This window comes from Pseudomonas sp. FSL R10-1350 (genome assembly GCF_009600525.1).
Lineage (GTDB): Bacteria > Pseudomonadota > Gammaproteobacteria > Pseudomonadales > Pseudomonadaceae > Aquipseudomonas > Aquipseudomonas helleri.
Genome location: NZ_WIVR01000026.1, coordinates 1 through 24,012 on the forward strand (window position 1 = coordinate 1; position 24,012 = coordinate 24,012).

18 protein-coding genes and 1 riboswitch are annotated in these 24,012 nt (G+C 57.7%); of the genes, 16 read left to right on the plus strand and 2 right to left on the minus strand.

Annotated features, from left to right (window positions below; genetic code table 11):
- Positions 1 to 857: 857 nt before the first annotated feature.
- From GHO25_RS13465 to argR, 5 genes are all read left to right on the plus strand, one after another.
- Positions 858 to 1,643, plus strand: coding sequence for an ABC transporter substrate-binding protein (locus GHO25_RS13465; RefSeq protein ID WP_048367886.1), 786 nt, complete (start codon positions 858 to 860; stop codon positions 1,641 to 1,643).
- A gap of 103 nt (positions 1,644 to 1,746) precedes the next feature.
- Positions 1,747 to 2,436 carry an ABC transporter permease gene (locus GHO25_RS13470; RefSeq protein ID WP_048367884.1) on the plus strand — a complete coding sequence of 230 codons (690 nt, stop codon included), beginning with the start codon at positions 1,747 to 1,749 and terminating at the stop codon, positions 2,434 to 2,436.
- Positions 2,433 to 3,131 (plus strand): ABC transporter permease, encoded by a 699-nt coding sequence (locus tag GHO25_RS13475; protein WP_048367882.1) that lies wholly within the window; start codon positions 2,433 to 2,435, stop codon positions 3,129 to 3,131. Before GHO25_RS13470 ends, GHO25_RS13475 begins: the two co-directional genes overlap by 4 nt.
- A gap of 52 nt (positions 3,132 to 3,183) precedes the next feature.
- Positions 3,184 to 3,948 (plus strand): ABC transporter ATP-binding protein, encoded by a 765-nt coding sequence (locus tag GHO25_RS13480; RefSeq protein WP_048367881.1) that lies wholly within the window; start codon positions 3,184 to 3,186, stop codon positions 3,946 to 3,948.
- A 127-nt stretch (positions 3,949 to 4,075) separates the two neighbouring features.
- Positions 4,076 to 5,065 (plus strand): transcriptional regulator ArgR, encoded by a 990-nt coding sequence (gene argR, locus GHO25_RS13485; protein ID WP_153390982.1) that lies wholly within the window; start codon positions 4,076 to 4,078, stop codon positions 5,063 to 5,065.
- Between the two features lie 2 nt (positions 5,066 to 5,067).
- Here the strand turns inward: argR and GHO25_RS13490 are convergent, their stop codons facing one another.
- Positions 5,068 to 9,237: a leucine-rich repeat domain-containing protein gene (locus GHO25_RS13490; protein WP_153390983.1), complete on the minus strand. Its 4,170-nt coding sequence runs from the start codon at positions 9,235 to 9,237 to the stop codon at positions 5,068 to 5,070.
- Between the two features lie 397 nt (positions 9,238 to 9,634).
- Here GHO25_RS13490 and GHO25_RS13495 point away from each other — a divergent pair, with 397 nt between their 5' ends.
- From GHO25_RS13495 to astE, 7 genes are all read left to right on the plus strand, one after another.
- Entirely contained in the window at positions 9,635 to 10,852 is a 1,218-nt protein-coding gene (locus GHO25_RS13495; RefSeq protein ID WP_048367876.1) for an aspartate aminotransferase family protein, read from the plus strand.
- Between the two features lie 122 nt (positions 10,853 to 10,974).
- Positions 10,975 to 11,994 (plus strand): arginine/ornithine succinyltransferase subunit alpha, encoded by a 1,020-nt coding sequence (gene aruF / locus GHO25_RS13500; RefSeq protein ID WP_153330479.1) that lies wholly within the window; start codon positions 10,975 to 10,977, stop codon positions 11,992 to 11,994.
- A 55-nt stretch (positions 11,995 to 12,049) separates the two neighbouring features.
- Entirely contained in the window at positions 12,050 to 13,087 is a 1,038-nt protein-coding gene (astA, locus tag GHO25_RS13505; protein WP_153330478.1) for an arginine N-succinyltransferase, read from the plus strand.
- Entirely contained in the window at positions 13,084 to 14,553 is a 1,470-nt protein-coding gene (gene astD, locus GHO25_RS13510) for a succinylglutamate-semialdehyde dehydrogenase (RefSeq protein WP_178110087.1), read from the plus strand. Before astA ends, astD begins: the two co-directional genes overlap by 4 nt.
- 153 nt (positions 14,554 to 14,706) lie before the next feature.
- Positions 14,707 to 16,053 carry an N-succinylarginine dihydrolase gene (astB, locus tag GHO25_RS13515; protein WP_048367871.1) on the plus strand — a complete coding sequence of 449 codons (1,347 nt, stop codon included), beginning with the start codon at positions 14,707 to 14,709 and terminating at the stop codon, positions 16,051 to 16,053.
- A 59-nt stretch (positions 16,054 to 16,112) separates the two neighbouring features.
- A complete protein-coding gene (locus GHO25_RS13520) occupies positions 16,113 to 16,406 on the plus strand; it encodes a hypothetical protein (RefSeq protein ID WP_048367870.1) in 294 nt (97 codons plus the stop codon).
- 13 nt (positions 16,407 to 16,419) lie between these two features.
- The gene (gene astE / locus GHO25_RS13525; protein WP_048367868.1) at positions 16,420 to 17,430 is read left to right on the plus strand and encodes a succinylglutamate desuccinylase; all 1,011 of its coding nucleotides are present in this window, start codon (positions 16,420 to 16,422) and stop codon (positions 17,428 to 17,430) included.
- Between the two features lie 82 nt (positions 17,431 to 17,512).
- On the opposite strand, the gene GHO25_RS13530 is transcribed toward astE, so the two are convergent.
- Positions 17,513 to 18,007 carry a 6,7-dimethyl-8-ribityllumazine synthase gene (locus GHO25_RS13530; RefSeq protein WP_048367866.1) on the minus strand — a complete coding sequence of 165 codons (495 nt, stop codon included), beginning with the start codon at positions 18,005 to 18,007 and terminating at the stop codon, positions 17,513 to 17,515.
- A gap of 106 nt (positions 18,008 to 18,113) precedes the next feature.
- Positions 18,114 to 18,286, minus strand: a riboswitch (FMN riboswitch).
- 158 nt (positions 18,287 to 18,444) lie between these two features.
- Between GHO25_RS13530 and ltaE the strand changes: the two genes are divergently transcribed.
- The 4 genes from ltaE to csrA all read left to right on the plus strand — a co-directional run bounded on the left by ltaE (position 18,445) and on the right by csrA (position 23,973).
- The gene (gene ltaE / locus GHO25_RS13535) at positions 18,445 to 19,449 is read left to right on the plus strand and encodes a low-specificity L-threonine aldolase (RefSeq protein WP_153390985.1); all 1,005 of its coding nucleotides are present in this window, start codon (positions 18,445 to 18,447) and stop codon (positions 19,447 to 19,449) included.
- A 213-nt stretch (positions 19,450 to 19,662) separates the two neighbouring features.
- On the plus strand, positions 19,663 to 22,281 hold the full coding sequence (gene alaS, locus GHO25_RS13540) for an alanine--tRNA ligase (protein WP_048367862.1): 2,619 nt from the start codon (positions 19,663 to 19,665) through the stop codon (positions 22,279 to 22,281).
- 83 nt (positions 22,282 to 22,364) lie between these two features.
- Positions 22,365 to 23,600, plus strand: coding sequence for an aspartate kinase (locus GHO25_RS13545; protein ID WP_048367860.1), 1,236 nt, complete (start codon positions 22,365 to 22,367; stop codon positions 23,598 to 23,600).
- Between the two features lie 184 nt (positions 23,601 to 23,784).
- Positions 23,785 to 23,973 (plus strand): carbon storage regulator CsrA, encoded by a 189-nt coding sequence (gene csrA, locus GHO25_RS13550; RefSeq protein WP_003175645.1) that lies wholly within the window; start codon positions 23,785 to 23,787, stop codon positions 23,971 to 23,973.
- The last annotated feature ends 39 nt before the right edge of the window (positions 23,974 to 24,012 follow it).

A 24,012-nucleotide genomic window follows, 5' to 3' on the forward strand; every position in this document is an offset into this window, starting at 1 on the left:
AAGCTGGGATGGAGGCTGGAAAAAGTTGGGTAGTTTTTTTGAATAAAAACAATGGGTTATTTTATGTTTGATAAGAGCGAGCTTGCCTCGCGATCTGTTGATCTTGATCTGGCTTTTGATCTTGATCTAAGAGGCCCCGTTAAACCACGCTGGCCGAACGCAGGTGTTGCGCAGAGGGTAACCCGGCAGGACGCCGGGTTAGCCGCGACACGGCCAAGGATGGCCGATCGCGCCGTAAGGCCGGAATCCTAAGTGGCCGTTGCCGCAGTAATGGATATGTACATAAAAGCCAAAGCTCTCTCACCACTCCTCTCCCGTATGAGAGGGAACCGATTGGGGGATGCTGAAGATACTCGCTGTCCTGTTTGCTGCGCGAAAGCGCGGTGTCGAAGACGGGGCGGCCACTCCTGCGGGGTCCGGGGTTTATTCAGGTGTTACCCCATGTGTAACCGTGCGCCCAAAAACGGGGCTATGTGACACCAAAGGCACCGTTTTAGAGCGCTCGGGCGGCCCTTAAAAAATTAGATTAAAGGCTACACTTGCCGGAATAGAAGGGTTTGCGAATAATAGGCCCGCTATTTGCAACTCATATAGGTTCTATATCTTTTGCTCTTGCACGAATTCGAAGAGCTGTCAATGCTTGTAGCCGCCTTTCTCGGTGCATTTGTAATATGTTGTCGCATTGAAGAAATAACGGCTTGAAGCCTGTCGTTAGAATGCCGATCACTCGCTCGTTGTCGTAGTGCTGAACTCGTTTCAACACCAACAGGACGTGGCGCCGCATTCCCGGTTTAACCTCCGCATATTGGGCTCAGGCTCACTCTGCATTTATTGCCCTTTACCGATGGAGTCCTAAGATGAAGAAACTCGTGCTTCTTGGCGCCCTGGCACTGTCCGTGCTGTCCTTGCAGGCGTTTGCTGATGCAAAGCCGCTCAAAATTGGCATTGAAGCCGCTTACCCTCCGTTTGCCTCCAAGGCACCGGACGGCAGCATTGTGGGCTTTGACTATGACATCGGTAACGCTCTGTGTGAGCAGATGCAGGTCAAGTGTGTGTGGGTCGAGCAAGAGTTCGACGGTCTGATCCCGGCACTTAAAGTGCGCAAGATCGACGCCATCCTGTCCTCAATGTCGATCACCGACGACCGCAAGAAGTCGGTGGACTTCACCAACCGTTACTACCTGACCCCGGCTCGCCTGGTGCTGAAGGACGGCACAACCGTTTCTGATTCGCTGGAAGAGCTCAAAGGCAAGAAGATCGGCGTGCAGCGCGGTTCGATTCACGACCGTTTCGCCAAAGAAGTCTTTGCTCCTAAAGGCGCCACTGTTGTGCCTTACAGCTCGCAGAACGAAATCTACCTGGACATCGAAGCCGGTCGTCTGGACGGCACCGTGGCTGACGCCACCCTGTTGCAGGAAGGCTTCCTCGATACCCCGGCTGGCAAAGGCTACGCGTTTGTAGGTCCTTCGTTCACTGACGCCAAGTACTTCGGTGACGGCATCGGTATCGCCGTGCGTAAAGGCGACAAAGAGCTGAAAGACAAAATCGACCGTGCAATCACCGATATCCGTGCAAACGGCAAGTACGACGAAATCCAGAAAAAATACTTCAACTTCGATATTTACGGCCCAGAAGCCAAGTAAATCATCGCGGCTGTAAGTCTGAAATGGCGCAAGCGACAGAGTCCCTGAAGTTTGCGCCATTTTTTCATCCTAATTTTCACGCTTTTTTTCGAGGGCCTGAATCATGTTGAAAGGCTACGGGGCTGTCATCCTCGATGGCGCTTGGCTGACGCTACAGCTCGCCTTGTCGTCCATGGCCCTGGCCATTGTTCTAGGTCTGATTGGTGTTTCAATGCGCCTGTCGCCAGTGCGCTGGCTGGCTTGGCTGGGCGATCTGTACTCTACGGTCATTCGTGGGATTCCCGATCTGGTGCTGATCTTGCTGATTTTCTACGGCGGTCAGAACCTGCTCAACAACGTCGCCCCGCTGGTGGGCTACGACGACTACATCGACCTCAACCCCTTCTCGGCTGGCGTGTTCACCTTGGGCTTCATCTTTGGTGCGTACCTGTCCGAAACCTTTCGCGGTGCCTTTATGGCGATCCCCAAAGGTCAGGCAGAAGCGGGTGTGGCCTACGGCATGAGCCGTTTCCAGGTGTTTTTCCGGGTGTTGGTGCCGCAGATGATCCGTCTGGCGATTCCGGGCTTTACCAACAACTGGCTGGTGTTGACCAAAGCCACGGCCCTGATTTCGGTGGTCGGCTTGCAAGACATGATGTTCAAGGCCAAGCAGGCGGCAGATGCCACCCGCGAGCCTTTTACGTTCTTCCTCGCGGTGGCCGCGCTGTACCTGGTAATGACCAGTGTGTCGCTGCTGGCGTTGCGACAACTTGAAAAGCGCTACTCGGTCGGCGTAAAGGTGGCTGAGCTATGATCTTCGACTACAACGTCATTTGGGACAGCATGCCGCTGTACCTCAGCGGCATGGTTGAAACCCTCAAGCTGCTGGGCATTTCACTGTTCTTTGGTTTGCTGGTGGCGCTGCCGCTGGGCCTGATGCGGGTGTCCAAGCGCCCGTGGGTCAATTTCCCGGCGTGGCTCTACACCTACGTGATTCGCGGCACGCCGATGCTGGTGCAGCTGTTTTTGATCTACTACGGCCTGGCCCAGTTTGAAGTCGTGCGCGAAAGCTTTATGTGGCCTTTGCTGTCCAGTGCAACCTTTTGTGCGTGCCTGGCGTTTGCGATCAACACCAGCGCCTATACCGCCGAAATCATTGCGGGCAGCCTCAAGGCCACGCCCCATGGCGAGATCGAAGCCGCCAAGGCGATGGGCATGTCCCCGAGCAAAATGTATCGCCGTATTTTGCTGCCGTCGGCCATGCGCCGGGCGCTGCCGCAATACAGCAACGAAGTGATCATGATGCTGCAGACCACCAGTCTGGCGTCCATCGTGACCCTGATCGACATCACCGGCGCTGCGCGTACCGTTAACGCGCAGTATTACTTGCCGTTTGAAGCCTACATCACCGCAGGTGCGTTCTACCTGTGCCTGACCTTCATTCTGGTACGCCTGTTCAAATTGGCAGAACGCCGCTGGCTGGGCTACATGGCCCCGCGCAAGGCCTGAGTGTTGAGCCGCGCTCAACGTCTGACCCACTGTTTTTGTGAGAACCGACAGCATGTACAAACTTGAAGTCCAAGACCTGCATAAGCGCTACGGCAGTCACGAGGTGCTGAAAGGCGTATCTCTGGCTGCAAAGGCAGGTGATGTGATCAGCATCATCGGTTCCAGCGGTTCAGGCAAAAGTACCTTTTTGCGTTGCATCAACCTGCTTGAGCAGCCGCATGCCGGCAAGATTTTGCTCAACAACGAAGAGCTCAAACTGGTCGCGAAAAAGGACGGCGCCCTGGTAGCGGCAGACCCTAAACAGTTGCAGCGCATGCGTTCGCGCCTGTCGATGGTGTTCCAGCATTTCAACCTGTGGTCGCACATGACCGCGCTGGAAAACATCATGGAAGCGCCCGTGCACGTACTGGGCATGTCCAAGGTCGAAGCGCGGGAAAAAGCCGAGCATTACCTCAACCAGGTCGGCGTGTCCCATCGTAAAGACGCCTACCCCGGGCATATGTCCGGGGGTGAGCAGCAGCGTGTGGCGATTGCCCGTGCGTTGGCGGTGGAGCCAGAGGTCATGCTGTTTGACGAGCCGACCTCGGCGCTGGACCCGGAGCTGGTCGGCGACGTATTGAAGGTCATGCAAGACCTCGCCCTGGAAGGCCGGACCATGGTGGTGGTGACTCACGAAATGGGATTTGCCCGCGAAGTGTCCAACCAGTTGGTGTTCCTGCACAAAGGCGTGGTTGAAGAAAGCGGTAACCCGCGTGAAGTGCTGGTGAACCCGCAGTGCGAGCGTTTGCAGCAGTTCTTGTCGGGCAGCCTCAAGTAATTTAATGGATTGTGAGACTGCTTTTTGCACCAACTTAGTGCATGCTTCCCGGAAAACGCGGTGGCGGATCTAGCTTGGTTGTTGCCACCTTCGGCATTAACACTGTTTTCGTTTCGGATTGCATGCCATGACTGCCCATCGAATAGGTTTCCTGATTTGGCCCAGCACCAAAGCATTGACGCTTGCGCTGGCCGAGGAGGCCTTGCGGGTCGCCCAACGGGTGCATCCCGAAGTGGCTTACGAGCTGGTGTTTCTGCAAGCAGAAGCACCGACCGACGTCGTGGCAGGGGGTTGGCAATTACCCGGTGAGCCATGGGCCGGGAAGCTTGAAGGGTGCCAGAAGCTCTTTCTGGTGGCCGATGAGCCACCCGTCGCCATTGCCCCGGCACTCAGCAGTGCGCTCAAGCAATTGGTGCGTGCCGGGTGCGTGATTGGCGGGTTGTCGGCCGGGGTTTACCCGCTGGCACAACTGGGCTTGCTCGATGGCTACCGTGCAGCCGTGCACTGGCGCTGGCAGGATGACTTCGCTGAGCGCTTCCCCAAGGTGATTGCCACCAGCCACTTGTTTGACTGGGACCGTGATCGCTTGAGCGCCTGTGGCGGCATGTCGGTACTGGACCTGTTGCTCGCCTTGCTGGCCCGCGACCACGGTGCTGAATTGGCGGGTGCGGTGTCTGAAGAACTTGTGGTTGAGCGCATTCGTGAAGGCGGTGAACGCCAGCGTATTCCCTTGCAAAACCGTTTAGGTTCCAGCCACCCGAAACTGACCCAAGCCGTTTTGCTGATGGAAGCCAACATTGAAGAACCGCTGACCACGGACGAAATCGCTCAGCATGTGTGCGTCTCCCGTCGTCAACTGGAGCGCATCTTCAAGCAGTACCTCAATCGCGTCCCTAGCCAGTACTACCTGGAGCTGCGCTTGAACAAGGCGCGTCAGATGTTGATGCAAACCAGCAAATCGATCATCCAGATCGGCTTGTCGTGCGGGTTCTCCTCGGGGCCGCATTTCTCCAGTGCCTACCGCAACTTCTTCGGTGCCACGCCACGCGAAGACCGCAACCAGCGCCGCAGCAGCAGCCCGTTTGAATTGTCCTCGGTGCCTGCTGAGCGAGGCTGAAACTACTGTTCAGGTTCGACGACATCGACAGCGATGGGCTCCAGATCGTCGAATGAAATATTCATATCAATACCGGTCTGACTGAAATATAGGTGCGCCTGGTTCAGGCTCGCTTCGGACAAGGGGTTTCCTGCCAAATCGAGCGCTTCGGTGATAAATGCCGGGGCCTCGAAAAGTTCTGACGGTAAATCAATGATGAGATTGTCACTCAGATCTATCGTTTCAATTTCGGGCAACCCCAAAAGGGATGTGGGGAACTCGCTGAGTTCAGTGTTGCTCAGGAACACTGAATTCAAGTGTTGCATATTGCTGAAGTCAGGCGTGAGGTTAAGCGGGTTGCCATCAAGATCGATGTGTTCCAGGTTTTCCAGTCCGGATAAGGCCTGGGCTGCTGTGGGGGTGAGCGTGATGTTGCTGTCTTCGAGATACAACTCAGTTAAGTTCTGCATTGAGGGCAGCGACTCTGGCACTGCATCAAGAGCAAAGCCTTGAAGTTTCAATACGCGTAATCTTGGGAAGTTTTGCAAGAACTCGTTAACGCCAGTAACGGGGCCGGATCCTCTCAAGGACAGGTAAGTTACGTGGCTGAAGTCGGCATCAATACTCGGCATGTTATCTAATATTGTTCGTGTAAACGTCAGCTCAAAACCATCTCGGGTAGGGTCTGCGTAGTGATTGTCGAACGCTGTTTGTCTGCGCCAGCATCTTTCGAGTTCTCTGCTGAATGCACGTCGGTCTTGAACAATCGCCATTCTTGCAACTGGCGGTATTAACTCGCCGGTTCGCTGGTTAGTTGCGGGTGCGTCGACAGTCCACACTTCCAAATCATCACGCAGCCTTTCCAGTGATTGTCCCAGATCGGTCAAGGTTTGATCTGCCGCGGCCGGGTCAGCGGGCAGGTGACGAATGACTCTTAGCCGCTCTTGCCGATTCAGGCTGGGGTAAAGCTCGTTCACGCGGCGCTCGAGTGCGCTGGGTGGCTGGCCTGGGGCGTCGGCACCTAATAAAGGGTAAGCGGTGGCTTTGAGTCGTGGGCGGGCCTCTGGGTTTATATCTAGCGCAGTGCGCGAGGGTTCTACGCGTGCTCTGACGAGTTGACGTTGCAGCAGAGGATGCTCGCGTACAGCGGCTTTCAGGGCTTTACCCTGGTAAGTATGGGGAAATCCCAATTGAGCACGCTCTGCATCCGGCAGTGCGTGCAATAAAGCCGCATACAGATCATCTGGCCCATGCAGCTCCAGGCCCTGCGCATCCCGTGCGCTATAGAGGTTTTGTGACTTGATCAACACTTTGCGTATCGGGGCATGCTCGCCTCCAAGGCTGTTGAGCAGTGGACCGTCAAAGCTGGCGTCGCGAATTTCAAGGCGCAGGTTGTCTGACCAGCCAGGTAGCGATTCAATCGTTTTCAGCGTGAGCCACTCGCTGTCTGCGCTATGCGTAGAGTCGAGAAAAAGGCCTTCGAAGGCGCGGTTGACCCTTGATTCGTAGACCTGTTCGAGTGCGAGCTCTTGCAGGCGTTCGGGGATGATTCGCTCATTAAGCAGTTGCAGGATTTCATCGCCCTGGGCATTCCAGATCAGTTCTTGCGCTGCCGGTGTCGGCAGTTGCGCAAAGCTCGTCTGCAGCAATTTGACCTCTGCATTAGCGCTGTTTTGCAACGAGGCATAACGTGATGCGAACAAGTCGTTGCGCTTTTTGTGTGCCAGGCGTGCCAGTCGGTTGCAGAGCAGGGTCATTTGTTCGGTGGGATTAGGTAGCGGGTCGGCCATCGCTGGACTAACGCCGAGCAGGTGCTTTATGTCTTTTTCATCCAGTTTCTGGAGGACGGTTTTCAGTAATTGGCCCCCTCGTACCTGCTCATCTGTGATTTCAATGTGCTCGGCTGTAGAGAACTCGGAAGGATAGTGCACCACGGTTTCACCGTGTTCATTGACGACCCGTAAGTTTTTGGACGCGCTCCACATCTCATCACTGATCAACAGTTGCAACTGGGTTTGAGGGTCTGCCAGTTGCTGAACCAAAGGGTCACGGCTTTGCATGTGCTCGATGAAATACTGCAGGTCCTGGTCAATTTTGAAGCGTTGGATGCTGTCGGCAAGCAAGCCGGGTGTGGGCAGCGCATCGACATGCAGGCTGCGCAGCGCAGCCGTATCGGTCTGAGTGATGGCCAAAAGGCGTGAGGCGGTGATGTCAGAGAAAGAGGCTGCGGTTCGGTTCAAGCGTTTGAAGAGTCTCAAATCATCCCAATTGAGCGGTTGCTCTGTTTCGACTGTCCAGGCACCTGACCCGTTATGCCGCAATCGCGGCGAGTAGGCCTGTGTTCGAGAAGGATGCTTGATGCGGTATCGCAGTGTTTGGGGTTCTTGTTCAACGCGGTAAGTGCGGTCTTCGAGAGATAGAAACTGTGCGTCTTCATGCAGCATTAACCCGAGGTCGTTGGCGGGCGTGTTGGAGGGCAGGTCTGTCGGATGTTGGTAAGGCGTCAGGGCCGGATCCCACAGGCGCTTTTCACCCGTATGGCGTGTGACGGGTTTTAAACCCTTGACGAAAGAGGGCGTGGGTTTCAGGACATCAGCGATTATTTTGCTGCCAATGCTCAGGGTTGCAATTTGGACGGTGCTGGACAGAACGTTGAATAAATGGTCCCAGGCCTCAATGGTTTTACCCTGGGTCCAGTCCCTGATGCCCTCATAGGTGTCATCAAGGATCTGATATGCCATTTGCAGCATCATCAACTCACCCAGACCCGGGATGAAAAAAGAGCCCGCAATCTCAATCGCGTTGACGGCCCACTCACCGATTTTTTTCAGGCGTTGCTGGCGATCATGGCGTGTTTTCTGATCTTCCGTGTCGGTACTGACAGCCAGCAAGGGGGCATCTTCAAGCAGCTTTCGTCGTTTTTGGATGAACAGGTATTCGCTGTAGTCCTGATAGATGTTGAGCAGCGTGAAATTGAGAACAGGGTGCTCAACAAGGCTTGATCGAATAACAAGAGGGAAGTCTTCAGGCCGTCCTTCCCCTTTAGGCACGTGTGCCGGGTCGATCTGGGTAATGAAAAGTTTGCTCCTGAGGGTCGTTAAAAACGGCTCTAGTTCCTTGTGGTCAATAAAACGGCTGAAGTATTGCTGGTAGCTGTCATCGCGTAATTTTATTGCCAGGTCACTGACGAAAGCGGTCATTGAAGCGTGACGCTTTACAGGCTGCTGCGGGTCATCAGGGAGGTAGGCGATGACCTCTCCGTGCAGTGACGCAGGGGCCGTTTGGGTAGAAAAAACCAACACCCCGGTCAGCGCGCTGCCGAGTAGCGTCATGCTGTGAGGATAAGGTGTCGGTGGGGTCTTGTTCGTCCAGCCCGGCGCCTGGGCTGGATTGCAAAGCGCATCATGGATGTTTTGTGTGATCTGTTTGTGTGCGAGCGCATGATGCGATGCCGCGACAAGCGCCGTTCTCAAGTGTTGGCGAACAGCTGTTTTGATACGCAGTGCTTTGTCAGGCTCACAAAGGATCAGCTCATTGTCCAGATGAGCCTTGTACAGTTTGCCGATATCCAGCTGGCGGCACAGCGTAATGAAAGCCGGGATCGGCACTTGTCGGGTCAGCGTCTCCAAAATCTGGTATTGCCCGCCTGCGCTTGGGCGAGTAATAAATCCGGAATCAGGTGAGTGAGCGTCTGGTTGTGCTTCAAAAGCCTCAAAGTTATGCAGGGCGGCATCCAGCATGGACACGCGCCAGTTTTTTAATGCCCCGGTTTTAAGGCCCAACAGCGGCGTGGTCAGGGGGAGGTAGAGGTTGATGAAGGTGTTTTTCAGATTGAGCGCTGAGTCCACCTCAAAGCGCTCGACCAACGCTTGTAAGAGCAAAGGTTCGGCGAAGGCGTAAACATCTTTGAGGTTTTCAAGTTCCTGCTCTGCATCCTGGTGGGTTTTCCAGCTATTAATGTGCGCGTGATCAAGGGCGTTTTGCTGTGAGATCGAAAGCCCTTTCGGCCAGTGCGTCGGGTTAGGCCTGAGAGCCTTGAGTGCTTGCTGTTTGTGAGAGGGCGCCCGTGTTAACCATTGAGGTAGCGTGTGGGTGATCTGGGCGTGATGGGACAGAAAATGCGCCTCTTTATGAGCTGTGTTTTGCGTGAGCGGTGGCTGTGGGGGCAGACCTTCAAGATCGCTGTTGGGCATGAAAGCACCTGATTAATCAAGGAATTAGAGCGATTAAGATCAGCCGCGATGACGTTTTTAAAAAGCGCAAATACCTGCTAAAAGAGGGGGCCGACGTATCGTAAATATGCGCCGTCGCAATAAATAAATAGCCCCCGCTCAAGGGTTTAGCCGCAGGTGCTGGCTCGCCCTGCCAGGCACGGCATAAATCAACCTGTTGTCGTGCTGCCGTTTGGCGCGCTCAGCGTTTAAACTGCGTCTTTGCGACGCAATATGTCGCATTGCTGTAAACCCGGTTAAGCCGGGGTTTGGCGCTATAAGAAGTTGTCGCTTGGCGGCAAGGCCGCATCACCATCTGTCCTTACAATCCCCCCATCGCTCGCCATTTTAGGCAGGCGTTTCTCATCAGGAGACTCCGATGTCCGTTGAGCAAGCCCCGGTGCAACGCGCCGATTTCGATCAGGTCATGGTTCCGAACTACGCACCTGCTGCTTTCATTCCTGTGCGTGGCGCCGGTTCCCGAGTCTGGGATCAGTCGGGGCGCGAACTCATCGACTTCGCAGGCGGCATCGCGGTTAACGTGTTGGGCCACGCCCACCCGGCGCTCGTAGGCGCACTGACCGAGCAGGCCAACAACCTGTGGCACGTGTCTAACGTGTTCACCAACGAGCCTGCCTTGCGCCTGGCTAAAAAGCTGGTAGACGCCACCTTCGCTGAGCGCGTGTTCTTCTGTAACTCCGGCGCCGAAGCCAACGAGGCTGCCTTCAAACTGGCCCGTCGCGTGGCGTTCGACCGTTTCGGTGATGAGAAATACGAAATCATCGCGGCCCTCAACAGCTTCCACGGCCGTACGCTGTTCACCGTCAACGTGGGCGGGCAGTCGAAGTACTCGGACGGTTTCGGTCCAAAAATCACCGGCATCACGCACATCCCGTTCAACGACCTCGACGCGCTCAAAGCGGCGATCTCCGACAAAACCTGTGCCGTGGTACTGGAGCCCATCCAGGGCGAAGGCGGCGTATTGCCAGCCGAGCAGGCTTACCTGCAAGGCGCGCGCGAACTGTGCGACCAGCACAATGCCTTGCTGGTGTTTGACGAAGTGCAAACGGGCATGGGCCGTACCGGCCACCTGTTTGCCTACCAGCACTACGGCGTGACCCCGGACATCCTCACCAGCGCCAAAAGCCTGGGCGGCGGTTTCCCGATCGCGGCCATGTTGACCACCGAAGACCTGGCCAAGCACCTCGTCGTCGGCACTCACGGCACCACCTACGGCGGCAACCCGCTGGCGTGCGCGGTGGGCAATGCCGTGTTCGACGTGATCAACACCCCGGACGTATTGCAGGGCGTTGAGGCTAAGCATCAACTGTTCAAAACCCGCCTTGAACAAATCGGCCAGCAGTACGGCGTATTCACCCAAGTGCGTGGTTTGGGCCTGTTGCTGGGCTGCGTCTTGAGCGATGCCTGGAAAGGCCGCGCCAAAGACATATTCAATGCGGCTGAAAAAGAAAACCTGATGATCCTGCAAGCCGGCCCGGACGTGGTGCGTTTCGCCCCAAGCCTGGTGGTTGAAGAAGCAGACATCACCGAAGGCCTGGATCGTTTTGAGCGTGCCATCAAACACCTGACCGCCTGATCCACGCCATAACCCTGTAGGAGCGAGCTCGCCTCGCGATCTTTTAATCTTTTAAAAGACTGTGAGACAGGCTCGCCCCCACAGGGCCCCATTTTTTATTTTCTGGATTAAGGAGTGACACCATGCTGGTGATGCGCCCCGCGCAAATGGCTGACCTGAGCGAGGTACAGCGTCTGGCTGCGGACAGCCCGATTGGTGTCACTTCATTGCCGGACGACCTCGACCGTCTGCGCGACAAGATCGCCGCCTCCGAAGCCTCGTTTGCCGCTGAAGTCAGCTTCAATGGCGAAGAAAGTTACTTCTTCGTCCTTGAAGACACCACCGCAGGCAAGCTGGTGGGCTGTTCGGCCATCGTCGCGTCGGCCGGGTACTCCGAGCCTTTTTATAGTTTTCGTAACGAGACCTTCGTTCACGCCTCGCGCGAACTGAAGATCCACAACAAGATCCACGTGCTGTCGCAGTGTCACGATCTGACCGGCAACAGCCTGCTGACCAGCTTTTACGTGGTCCCGGATCTGGTGGGCACGGCCTGGTCCGAACTCAACTCCCGAGGCCGCCTGCTGTTTGTGGCCAACCACCCGGAGCGCTTCGCCGATTCGGTGGTCACCGAGATCGTCGGCTACAGCGATGAAAACGGCGACTCGCCGTTTTGGGACGCCATCGGCCGCAACTTTTTCGACTTGAACTACGCCGCCGCCGAGCGCCTGTGCGGGCTGAAAAGCCGCACCTTCCTCGCCGAGCTGATGCCGCATTACCCGATTTACGTGCCGCTGTTGCCCGACACTGCCCAGGAAGCCATGGGCCAGGTGCACCCGCGTGCGCAAATCACCTTCGACATTTTGATGCGTGAAGGTTTTGAAACCGATCATTACATCGACATTTTCGACGGCGGCCCGACCCTGCATGCGCGGGTCTCGGGCATCCGCTCGATTGCTCAAAGCCGCGTGGTGCCGGTCAAGATCGGTGAGCCGATTCGCGGGGGCGGTCGCCCGTACCTGGTGGCCAATACCCAGTTACAGGACTACCGCGCCGTCTTGCTGGAGCTCGACTGGGCGCCGGGCAAGCCGGTCACGCTGGATCTGGAAGCGGCCGAAGCGCTCGGCGTTGGCGAAGGCGTCAGCGTACGAGTGGTTGCGGTTTAACGCGTTTGAGCGAGTGTCACGGGGTTCGCCCGCGAGCCCTGTTTAAGGAGATAGCATGATCGTTCGTCCTGTACGCAGTAGTGATTTAACGGCCCTGATTGAACTGGCCCGCAGCACGGGCACCGGCCTGACCACCTTGCCGGCCAATGAGCAGCGCCTGTTGCACCGTGTCAGTTGGGCTGAAAAAACCTTTCGTGGCGAAGCTGAACGCGCCGATGCCGACTACCTGTTCGTGCTCGAAAACGACGACGGCAAAGTGGTGGGGATTTCGGCCATTGCCGGTGCCGTCGGCCTGCGTGAGCCTTGGTACAACTTCCGGGTTGGCCTGACCGTCAGCGCCTCCCAGGAACTGAACATATACCGCGAAATCCCGACCCTGTTCCTGGCCAACGACCTGACGGGCAACTCTGAGCTGTGCTCGTTGTTCCTCAGTGCCGATCACCGCAATGGCCTTAACGGCCGCATGCTGGCCAAGGCGCGGATGCTGTTTATCGCTGAGTTCCCCGAGCTGTTTGGCAACAAGATCATTGCCGAAATGCGCGGCATGTCAGATGAGAACGGCCGCTCGCCTTTCTGGGAAAGCCTGGGTCGACACTTTTTCAAAATGGAATTCAGCCAGGCCGATTACCTGACCGGCGTGGGCAACAAAGCCTTTATTGCCGAGCTGATGCCCAAGTTTCCGGTGTACACCTGCTTCTTGTCCGAAAGCGCCCGCGCCGTGATCGGCAAGGTGCATACCGACACCGAACCTGCGTTGAACATGCTCAAAAGCGAAGGCTTCAGTTATCAGGGTTACGTCGATATTTTCGACGCGGGCCCGGCGGTGGAATGCGAAACCACCAAGATTCGCGCGGTGCGTGACAGTGAGGCGCTGGTGCTGGCCATCGGCACACCGGGCGATGACGCCCCGGCGTACCTGATTCATAACCGCAAACGCGAAGAGTGCCGCATTACTGCCGCCCCGGCACGTTTGGCGGCGGGCACGTTAGTGGTCGACAAACTGACCGCCAAGCGTCTGCAACTGAGTGCAGGCGACCAGGTGCGCGCCGTCCCGTTATCTGCCCAGCCAGCCACGTCGCGGGAGTCCAAATAATGAGCACGTTGTATATCGCAGGCGCCTGGCAGAACGGTCAGGGCGAAATCATCGAGTCGCTGAATCCGGTCACCCAGCAGGTGCTGTGGACGGGCCACGCGGCCAATGCCGAGCAGGTGAGCGAAGCAGTCAAAGCTGCGCGTCAGGCGTTTCCGGCCTGGGCCAAACGGTCTTTCGAAGAGCGCCTGACGGTGCTCGAAGCCTTCGCCGCGAGCCTGAAAACCCACGCCGATGAACTGGCCCGCTGCATCGGTGAAGAAACCGGCAAGCCGCTGTGGGAGTCGGCCACCGAAGTCACCAGCATGATCAACAAGGTGGCAATCTCGGTACAAAGCTACCGTGAGCGCACCGGCGAAAAAAGCGGCCCGCTGGGCGATGCCACGGCGGTGCTGCGCCACAAGCCCCACGGCGTGGTTGCGGTGTTCGGCCCGTACAACTTTCCGGGTCACTTGCCTAACGGGCATATCGTCCCGGCGTTGCTGGCGGGTAACAGCGTGGTGTTCAAGCCGAGCGAGCTGACCCCTAAAGTCGCTGAGCTGACGGTCAAGTGCTGGATCGAAGCCGGTTTGCCGGCGGGCGTGCTGAACCTGTTGCAAGGTGCGCGCAAGACCGGTGTCGCGTTGGCCGCTCATGCAGGCATCGACGGGTTGTTCTTCACCGGCTCCAGCCGTACCGGTAACAGCTTGCATCAACAGTTCGCCGGGCGCCCGGACAAAATCCTGGCCCTGGAAATGGGCGGCAATAACGCGCTGGTGGTCGATCAGGTGGCAGACCTGGACGCCGCGGTGTACACGATTATTCAGTCGGCCTTTATTTCGGCTGGCCAACGTTGCACCTGTGCGCGGCGTTTGCTGGTGCCGCAAGGCGCGTGGGGCGACCGCCTGCTTGAGCGTCTGGTCGAGGTCAGCAAAGACATTGAAGTGGGCGCGTTTGACCAGCAACCGGCACCGTTCATGGGCTCGGTGATTTCGCTGTCAGCGGCGCGAGATCTTCTGGCCGCACAGACGCTGCTGATCGACAGCGGCGCGCAGGTCTTGCTGCGCATGACCCAGCCAAGCACCACGGCGGCGTTGCTCACACCGGGCATTATTGATGTGACGGACGTGAGCGAGCGCTCGGACGAAGAGCTGTTCGGGCCGTTGCTGCAAGTGTTTCGTTACAGCGATTTTGACGCCGCGATTGCCGAGGCCAACAACACCGCGTTCGGTTTGGCCGCAGGTTTGCTCTCGGACTCCGAAGCGCGCTACCAGCAGTTCTGGCTTGAGAGTCGGGCCGGGATTGTGAACTGGAACAAGCAACTCACGGGCGCCGCCAGCAGCGCACCGTTTGGCGGTGTCGGCGCGTCCGGCAACCACCGCGCCAGCGCGTATTACGCCGCTGATTACTGCGCTTACCCGGTCGCGTCGCTGGAAACCCCGACCCTGGCGCTGCCCGCCGCCCTGACCCCGGGCGTGCGATTGTCTTAAGGCCTCATGTCGTCACTGTGGGAGCGGGCTTGCTCGCGATGCAGGCTGCGCGGTTTTACGGTTAAGCCGCGTTGATGCCATCGCGAGCAAGCCCGCTCCCACAGGTCAAGTGCTCTACCTTGTCTATTACCACCGTTTGCCGGAGCCTCACCGATGAAATCCTTTGAAGTCAACTTTGACGGTCTAGTGGGGCCGACCCATAACTACGGCGGTTTGTCGTTTGGCAATGTCGCGTCCCAGAGCAACAGCCAGCAGGCGTCCAACCCCAAGGAAGCCGCGCTGCAAGGCCTGGAAAAAATGAAAGCGCTGATGGACATGGGCTTTGTCCAGGGCGTGCTGGCCCCGCAAGAGCGTCCGGATGTCGCCGCCTTGCGCAGCCTGGGCTTTAGCGGTACTGACGCACAAGTGATTGAGCGTGCTGCCAAAGACGCCATGCCGTTGCTGGTTGCCAGTTGCTCGGCCTCCAGCATGTGGGTGGCCAACGCCGCCACGGTCAGCCCAAGCGCAGACACCGCCGATGGCCGTGTGCATTTCACCGCTGCCAACCTCAATTGCAAGTTCCACCGCAGCATCGAGCACCCGACCACCAGCCGCGTGCTGGGCGCGATGTTTGCCGATCAGCAGCACTTCGCGCACCACGCGGCCTTGCCGGCAGTGGCGCAGTTTGGTGATGAAGGCGCCGCCAATCACACACGCTTTTGCCGTGACTACGGCGAGGCCGGGGTCGAGTTTTTTGTCTACGGGCGCAGTGCGTTCGACAGCCGTTATCCCGCGCCGCAAAAGTACCCGGCACGCCAAACCCTCGAAGCCTCACAAGCCGTGGCGCGTCTGCATGGTTTGAGCGAGGAGGGCGTGGTGTTTGCCCAGCAAAACCCGGCGGTGATCGACCAGGGCGTGTTCCATAACGACGTGATCGCGGTGGGTAATGGCGAGCTGCTGTTCCATCACCAGGATGCCTTCCTCAATACCGAAGCCATGCTCGACGAGTTGCGTCGCAAGCTGGCCGCGCGCGGGGCTGCATTTGAGTCCATCAGCGTGCCGCGCGATCAAGTGACCGTCGATGACGCAGTGCGCTCTTACCTGTTCAACAGCCAACTGCTCAGCCGTGCCGACGGCTCGATGCTGCTGATCGTGCCCGAAGAGTGCCGCGCCAACCCGCGTGTCTGGAGCTACCTGCAAGGCCTGACCAGCGCTGGCGGGCCGATTCGCGAAGTGAAGGTGTTTGATCTCAAACAGAGCATGCAGAACGGCGGCGGTCCGGCGTGCCTGCGCTTGCGTGTGGCGCTTAACGAAACAGAGCTGGCGGCGGTCAACCCTGGGGTTATCATGTCGGCCCCGCTGTACGACACGCTGACCGGCTGGGTGAACAAGCACTACCGCGATGCCTTGCGCGAAAGCGACCTGGCAGACCCGCAATTGCTGCTTGAATGCCGGACGGCACTGGATGAACTGACGCAAATCCTTAAACTGGGCTCGGTTTATCCGTTTCAGATCAATTGACCCTGCGCGTGTTTGCCTGTTGCGCACGCGCCACCTGATTTTCCAATGAGAGCGAAATTATGAGCGATTCCCTGCAACTGATCCTTGAAGACACCGACGGCACGCAACTGCAAACCTCCTGCACCCGCGTCGCGGTCCTGTGGCAGGGTAAAGAGCTGTGGATCCAGCAAGACGGCCGTGGCCAGTTGCTGATTGGTGTAGACGTAGAAGAAGGCGATGCTGAATACGCCAACCTGTTGCTGCGCCCATTGGCCACTAACCTTGTTAGTCTGCAGCTGGAAATGGAACCGGCTGACATGAGTGACGAAGATGGCGAAGACGGTCACGTGCACGGCCCGGACTGCAATCACTGATTAAGGATGCCCTATGCTCGCTCTCGGCAAACTGCTTGAACTGACCTTGACCGGACGTGAACCGGCCCAGAAAACTCAACTGACTGTCGATGGCGTGCGTTTGCGCTGGCTGGCCGAGGGCGCGCTTGAGGTGCGCCCCCCTGAGGCGCGCGACAACGGCATGGACTTGCTGCTGTCGGCCGGTATCCACGGTAATGAAACAGCGCCGATCGAATTGCTCGATCGCCTGATCCATGCCATTGCTCGCGGTGAGATCAAGCCGCGCGCACGTATTCTGTTTTTGTTCGGCAACCCGGGCGCCATGCGCACGGGCGCACGGTTTGTCGAAGAAGACCTCAATCGTCTGTTTAACGGCCGCCATGAAAGCAGCAGCGGGCCAGAAGCCCTGCGTGCCTGCGAGCTTGAACACCTGGCCGAGACGTTTTTCAATGCCCCCGAGCGTACCCGTTTGCATTTCGACCTGCACACGGCCATTCGCGGTTCCAAGATTGAGCAATTCGCCTTGTACCCCTACAAAGAGGGGCGCAAACATTCCCGCGATCAACTGGCGCGCCTGCGGGCCGCTGGCATGGAAGCGGTGCTGTTGCAGAACAAACCTTCCATTGTGTTCAGCGCTTACACCTACGATCAGTTGGGTGCCGAGGCGTTTACCCTGGAGCTGGGCAAGGCCCGGCCGTTTGGGCACAACGACGGGGTTAACGTCGAGCGTCTGGAGTTACGCTTGCAGCAGATCATCGAAGGCACTGAGCCGTCGCTGGAAGGCGCGTCGCTGGACGGCTTGCAGATATTCAGCGTGGCGCGAGAAGTGATCAAGCACAGCGACGCGTTCCTGCTGCACTTGCCGCCGGAAATCGAGAATTTTTCTGAGTTGCCTAAAGGTTATTTGTTGGCGCAAGACACGCCAAAAACCCGCTGGGTCATCGAGGAAGAGGGCGCACGGATCATCTTTCCCAACCCCAAGGTCAAGAACGGCCTGCGGGCGGGGATCATCATCAAGCCGGTGAAAGCAACAGCGTTTGCTTGAAGCTGTAGGAGCGAGCTTGCCTCGCGATCTTTTTGAAGATCAAAAGATCGCGAGGCAAGCTCGCTCCTACAGGGGCAATTAGTTACACCGCGCGCTTTTGCTGGCTGTCCAGACGCTTGATAGCGCGGATTTTCTGCAGGGTGTCTACGCAGGTTTTCGCCGCTTCCTGACCTTTGTGCACGAAGTGGTCGAAGAAAAACTTCTGGTGCTCTTCGCCCGCGTGGAAGTGGTGCGGGGTCAGGCTGACCGAGAACACCGGCACTTCAGTTTCCAACTGCACTTGCATCAGGCCGCTGACCACGGACTGAGCCACGAAATCGTGACGATAAATGCCACCGTCGACCACCAGTGCGGCACCGACGATACCGGCGTAGCGGCCAGTCTTGGCCAGCAGTTTGGCGTGCAGCGGGATTTCGAACGCACCGCCGACTTCAAAGAAGTCGATGTCACTTTCCTGATAGCCCTGCTCGAGCATCTCGGCCAGGAAGCCTTTACGGCTCTGATCGACGATCTCTTTGTGCCAGCTGGCCTGGATGAAAGCGACGCGTTCGTTGTGGTGAATAGCGGTAGGTTGCATGTTCTGACTCCTGTTTGTGTGAAAAACAGGGCATATGAATCGAATGGGATTTAAGGGTACGTGCAGACGGGGAGTCCCCCTCTGGTTAACGGCCCTTTGGCGCCAATCCCGTTCTCTCTTCATCCGGACTATGACCGTCGGCCCCGGGATCACACCGGGTCTGCTGACCTTGCCCCATCATCAGCCAAAAAGCTGTCTGATGCGCCAAGCGCTCGCGGGCTATACGCATTGCGCGTAATTACCGCCGGTGGGGAGTTACACCCCGCCCTGAGAACGTTGCCGCCCGTGTTTCAGGGCAGCGGGCATTTTGTATCACAAATGTTTCAAAGATGCATCGCTGCTTTTTGCTAATAGCCATCGTATTTTCTGATGCCTGTATAAGGCTATTCTTGCGCCACAAGGATTTCTTTGATGAGCCGACGGCCGAGGACTTTTGCATGAGTGTTATCGATCTGCGCAGCGACACCGTAACCCAACCCAGCACAGGCATGCGTGACGCCATGGCGAGCGCGCCGCTGGGCGACGATGTATACGGTGAAGACCCGACGGTAAACAAGCTGGAGTCTGAGCTCGCCTCGCGCTTGGGGTTTGCACAAGCACTGTTTGTGCCCACCGGCACCATGAGCAACTTGCTGGCGCTGATGGCGCATTGCGGGCGTGGTGACGAATACATCGTGGGGCAGCAGGCGCACACCTATAAATACGAAGGCGGCGGTGCGGCCGTGTTGGGCTCTATTCAGCCCCAACCGCTGGAGGTGCAGGCCGACGGCTCGCTGGATTTGCAACAGGTGGCGGCGGCAATCAAGCCTGACGACTTTCACTTCGCCCGCACCCGCTTGCTGGCCGTGGAAAACACCATGCAGGGCAAGGTGCTGCCGGTCGAGTATCTGGCGCAGGCCAGCCGCTTGACCCGCGAACACGGCCTGGCGCTGCACCTGGACGGCGCGCGGCTGTACAACGCGGCGGTGAAGCTGGGGGTGGACGCGAGCGAAATTGCCCGGCATTTCGATTCGGTGTCGGTGTGTTTGTCCAAGGGTTTGGGCGCGCCGGTGGGCTCTGTGTTGTGCGGCACCGTTGAATTGATCGGCAAGGCCCGGCGCCTGCGCAAAATGGTCGGTGGCGGCATGCGTCAGGCCGGGCAACTGGCCGCGGCGGGCTTGTATGCGCTGGACCATCAGGTGGCGCGCCTGGCAGATGACCATGCCAATGCGCAACGGCTGGCCGATGGCCTGCGTGAGGCCGGTTATCGCGTTGAGCCGGTACAGACCAACATGGTTTACGTGCAAGTTGATGGGCAGGCGGCAGCACTTAAAGCCTTTGCGGGGGAGCGGGGCATCAAGCTCAGTGCCGCGCCGCGCTTGCGCATGGTGACCCACATGGACGTCAGCCGCAGCAAAATCGAGCAAACCATCGAGGTTTTCCGCGACTTTATCCGTCAATAAGCTTGCAATCTGTCCAATTGCTTGCAGCTATCGTATAAACACACTGTACCCAAGGCGAAGGGCCGATATAATGCGGCCCTTTGCGAGTCATTTGTCAATTGATGAGAATTGTTTGCCTGGGCAGGAAGGGTTCCGATCCGTCCCGCTTCTGAGCAATAGCCATCAATTGACAGCAATGATTTGCCTCTGGCCGCAGCCTCCGTGGAAGAACCTATGAAAAGCGCAGAAATCCGTGAAGCCTTCCTTCGCTTCTTCGAGGAGCAAGGTCACACCCGTGTCCCTTCGAGCTCCTTGGTCCCGAATAACGACCCAACCCTGCTGTTCACTAACGCGGGGATGAACCAGTTCAAGGACTGCTTCCTGGGTCAAGAAAAACGTGCTTACACCCGTGCAACCAGCAGCCAGAAGTGCGTGCGTGCCGGTGGTAAGAACAGCGACCTGGAAAACGTCGGTTACACCGCACGTCACCACACCTTCTTTGAAATGCTCGGCAACTTCAGCTTTGGCGATTATTTCAAGAAAGACGCGATCAACTTCGCCTGGACCTTTTTGACCGGCGTATTGAAGCTGCCTAAAGAAAAACTCTGGGTTACGGTTTACGCCAGCGATGACGAAGCCTACGACATCTGGACCCAAGACGTGGGCGTGCCGGCCGAGCGCATGATCCGCATTGGCGACAACAAAGGCGCGCCGTACGCGTCCGATAACTTCTGGACCATGGGCGATACCGGCCCGTGCGGCCCGTGCACCGAGATTTTCTACGATCACGGCCCTGAGATCTGGGGTGGCCCACCGGGCTCGCCAGAAGAAGACGGCGACCGTTACATCGAGATCTGGAACAACGTTTTCATGCAGTTCAACCGCACCGCCGACGGCGTGTTGCATCCGTTGCCAGCGCCGTCGGTAGACACCGGCATGGGCCTGGAGCGGATCAGTGCGGTGATGCAGCACGTGAACTCCAACTACGACATCGACCTGTTCCAGAGCCTGTTGAAAGCCGCCGCCCAAGCGATCGGCTGCGCCAACGAAGGCCAGGCGTCGCTCAAAGTCGTGGCTGACCACATCCGTTCGTGCAGCTTCCTGATTGCTGATGGCGTGCTGCCTTCCAATGAGGGCCGTGGCTACGTGCTGCGTCGCATCATTCGTCGCGCTTGCCGCCACGGCAACAAGCTGGGCGCAACCGGTAACTTCTTTTACAAGATCGTCGCGGCCCTGGTGGCCGAGATGGGCGAGAGCTTCCCGGAGCTGGTGCGCGAGCAGGCCAACATCGAGCGCGTACTTAAAGCCGAAGAAGAGCAATTCTCCAAGACCCTGGAGCAGGGCCTGAAAATCCTTGAGCAGGATCTGGCTGAGCTTAAAGGCACCGTGGTGCCGGGCGACGTAGTGTTCAAGCTGTATGACACCTACGGCTTCCCGATGGACCTGACCGCCGACATCGCCCGCGAGCGCAACCTGACCGTGGACGAAGAAGGCTTCGAACGCGAAATGGAAGCCCAGCGTGTGCGTGCGCGTTCGGCCAGCTCGTTCGGTCTGGACTACAACACTCTGGTTAAAGTTGACGTGCCTACCGAGTTTATCGGCTACGGCGCGACCCACAGCTCGGCCAAAGTGATTGCCCTCTATAAAGAAGGCCAGTCAGTTACCAGCCTCAATGAAGGCGACGAGGGCGTGGTCGTACTCGACCGCACGCCTTTCTACGCTGAATCCGGTGGCCAGGTTGGCGATTGCGGTTACCTGCAAGCCGGTGCTGCGCGTTTTGACGTGCGTGACACCACCAAAACCGGCGGCGCGTTCCTGCACCACGGCGTTGTGGCAGCAGGTGGCCTGAAGGTCGGTGAAACCGTTGAAGCGCACGTAGATGCCGATGTGCGTCACGCCACGTCGCTGAACCACTCGGCCACTCACTTGCTGCACGCCGCCTTGCGCCAAGTGCTGGGCGAGCACGTTCAGCAGAAGGGCTCGCTGGTCGACAGTCAGCGCATGCGTTTTGACTTCAGCCACTTTGAAGCCATCAAGCCTGAGCAGATCAAGGCACTGGAAGACATCGTCAACGCCGAGATTCGCAAGAACACCCCGGTTGAGACAGAAGAAACCGACATCGAAACCGCCAAGCAAAAAGGCGCCATGGCGCTGTTTGGCGAGAAATACGGCGACAGCGTGCGCGTGCTGAGCATGGGTGGCGATTTCTCGGTAGAGCTGTGCGGTGGTATCCACGCTCAGCGTACCGGCGACATCGGCCTGATGAAAATCACCAGCGAAGGCGGTGTGGCCTCGGGCGTTCGTCGTATTGAAGCGGTCACCGGCGCTGCGGCGCTGGCTTACTTGAACGCTGCCGAAGAGCAGCTCAAAGAAGCCGCAAGCCTGGTCAAAGGCTCGCGTGACAACCTGGTCGACAAACTGTCGGCCGTGCTGGAGCGTAACCGCCAGCTGGAAAAACAACTGGAACAATTGCAGGCCAAGGCCGCAAGCGCTGCGGGCGATGATCTGTCATCCTCGGCAGTCGATGTAAAAGGCGTGAACGTGTTGGCCGCCCGCCTGGACGGTCAAGATGGCAAGGCGCTGTTGGCGCTGGTAGATCAGCTGAAGAACAAGCTCGGCCGCGCAGTGATCCTGCTCGGCAGTGTTCATGAAGATAAGGTCGTACTGGTTGCAGGCGTGACCAAAGACCTGACTGGCCAACTCAAAGCCGGTGATTTGATGAAGCAGGCCGCTGCAGCAGTGGGCGGGAAGGGCGGTGGTCGTCCGGACATGGCGCAAGGCGGCGGTGTTGATGCCGCAGCCCTGGACGCCGCGCTGGCCCTGACTGTGCCATTTGTCGAGCAGGGTATCTGAGGTCCAGTACGCGCCGTCGTCTAGTGGCGGCGCGTCGTTTGAATGATAAATGGGCGCCCTTTATGGGCTGAGGCTGCTTTGAAATGGCTTTGATCGTACAAAAATTTGGAGGCACCTCGGTCGGCACTGTCGAGAGAATCGAGCAGGTCGCCGATAAAGTTAAGAAGTTTCGCGAAGCCGGCAACGACCTGGTTATTGTGCTGTCTGCGATGAGCGGCGAGACCAACCGTTTGATTGATCTGGCCAAACAGATCAGCGATCAGCCGTTGCCTCGTGAGCTGGACGTGATTGTCTCCACCGGCGAGCAAGTCACCATTGGCTTGCTGGCCATGGCGCTGAACAAGCGCGGCGTCCCAGCGGTGTCTTACACCGGTAGCCAGGTGCGCATCCTGACAGACAGTTCGCACACCAAAGCCCGCATTCTGAAAATTGACGACCAGAAAATTCGCGCCGACCTGAAGGAAGGGCGCGTAGTGGTGGTTGCTGGTTTCCAGGGCGTGGATGAAAACGGCAACATTACCACCTTGGGCCGTGGTGGCTCGGACACGACCGGCGTGGCGCTGGCGGCAGCCCTGAAGGCTGACGAATGCCAGATCTACACCGATGTTGACGGCGTCTACACCACCGACCCACGGGTTGTGGCCAAGGCTCAGCGCCTGGAAAAGATCACCTTCGAAGAAATGCTGGAAATGGCCAGCCTGGGCTCCAAGGTGTTGCAGATCCGTGCCGTTGAGTTCGCCGGCAAGTACAACGTTCCGCTGCGCGTATTGCACAGCTTTAAAGAGGGTCCGGGCACCCTCATTACTATCGATGAAGAGGAATCCATGGAACAGCCGATCATTTCTGGCATCGCTTTCAACCGCGACGAAGCCAAGCTGACCATCCGTGGCGTGCCAGATACCCCGGGTGTTGCATTCAAAATCCTCGGCCCGATCAGCGCGGCCAACATTGAAGTCGACATGATCGTGCAGAACGTTGCGCACGATAACACCACCGACTTCACCTTTACGGTGCACCGCAACGACTACCAGGCCGCCTTTGAGGTCCTGGAAAACACCTCTCGCGAGATCGGTGCCCGTGAAGTGGTCGGCGATACCAACATTGCCAAGGTGTCGATTGTCGGCGTGGGCATGCGCTCGCACGCAGGCGTTGCCAGCCGCATGTTCGAATCGCTGGCCAAAGAGAACATCAACATCCTGATGATCTCGACCTCCGAGATCAAAGTGTCGGTGGTGATCGAAGAGAAGTACCTGGAGCTCGCAGTGCGTTCCCTGCACACGGCTTTTGATTTGGACGCACCTGCCCGGCAGGGCGAGTAAGCGTTGCCCAGAGGGCGCGGTGAACCCGCGCCCTTTGTTTTTTTGATGGATATGGCACAGGGCTTTATCTTTTGCCATGTTGGTCAATACTAAGGGCGCAGGGTTTTGTCGCTATATAGCCGCAAGCCCAAGCCCTTTTTTTTTGCAGACTGTTGTCCCTGAATGTAAGTGTGAGGAGAAACGTATGCTGATTCTGACTCGCCGGTGCGCAGAAAGCCTGATCATAGGCGATGGTGAAATTACTGTGACCGTGCTCGGCGTCAAAGGAAACCAAGTGCGAATTGGTGTGAATGCGCCCAAGGAAGTGGCCGTGCACCGCGAGGAAATCTACCTGCGGATCAAGAAAGAAAAGGACGAGGAACCAAGTCTTTAATTTTATTTAAGTTTTTAGTTGCATACGGGGAAAAGGCTG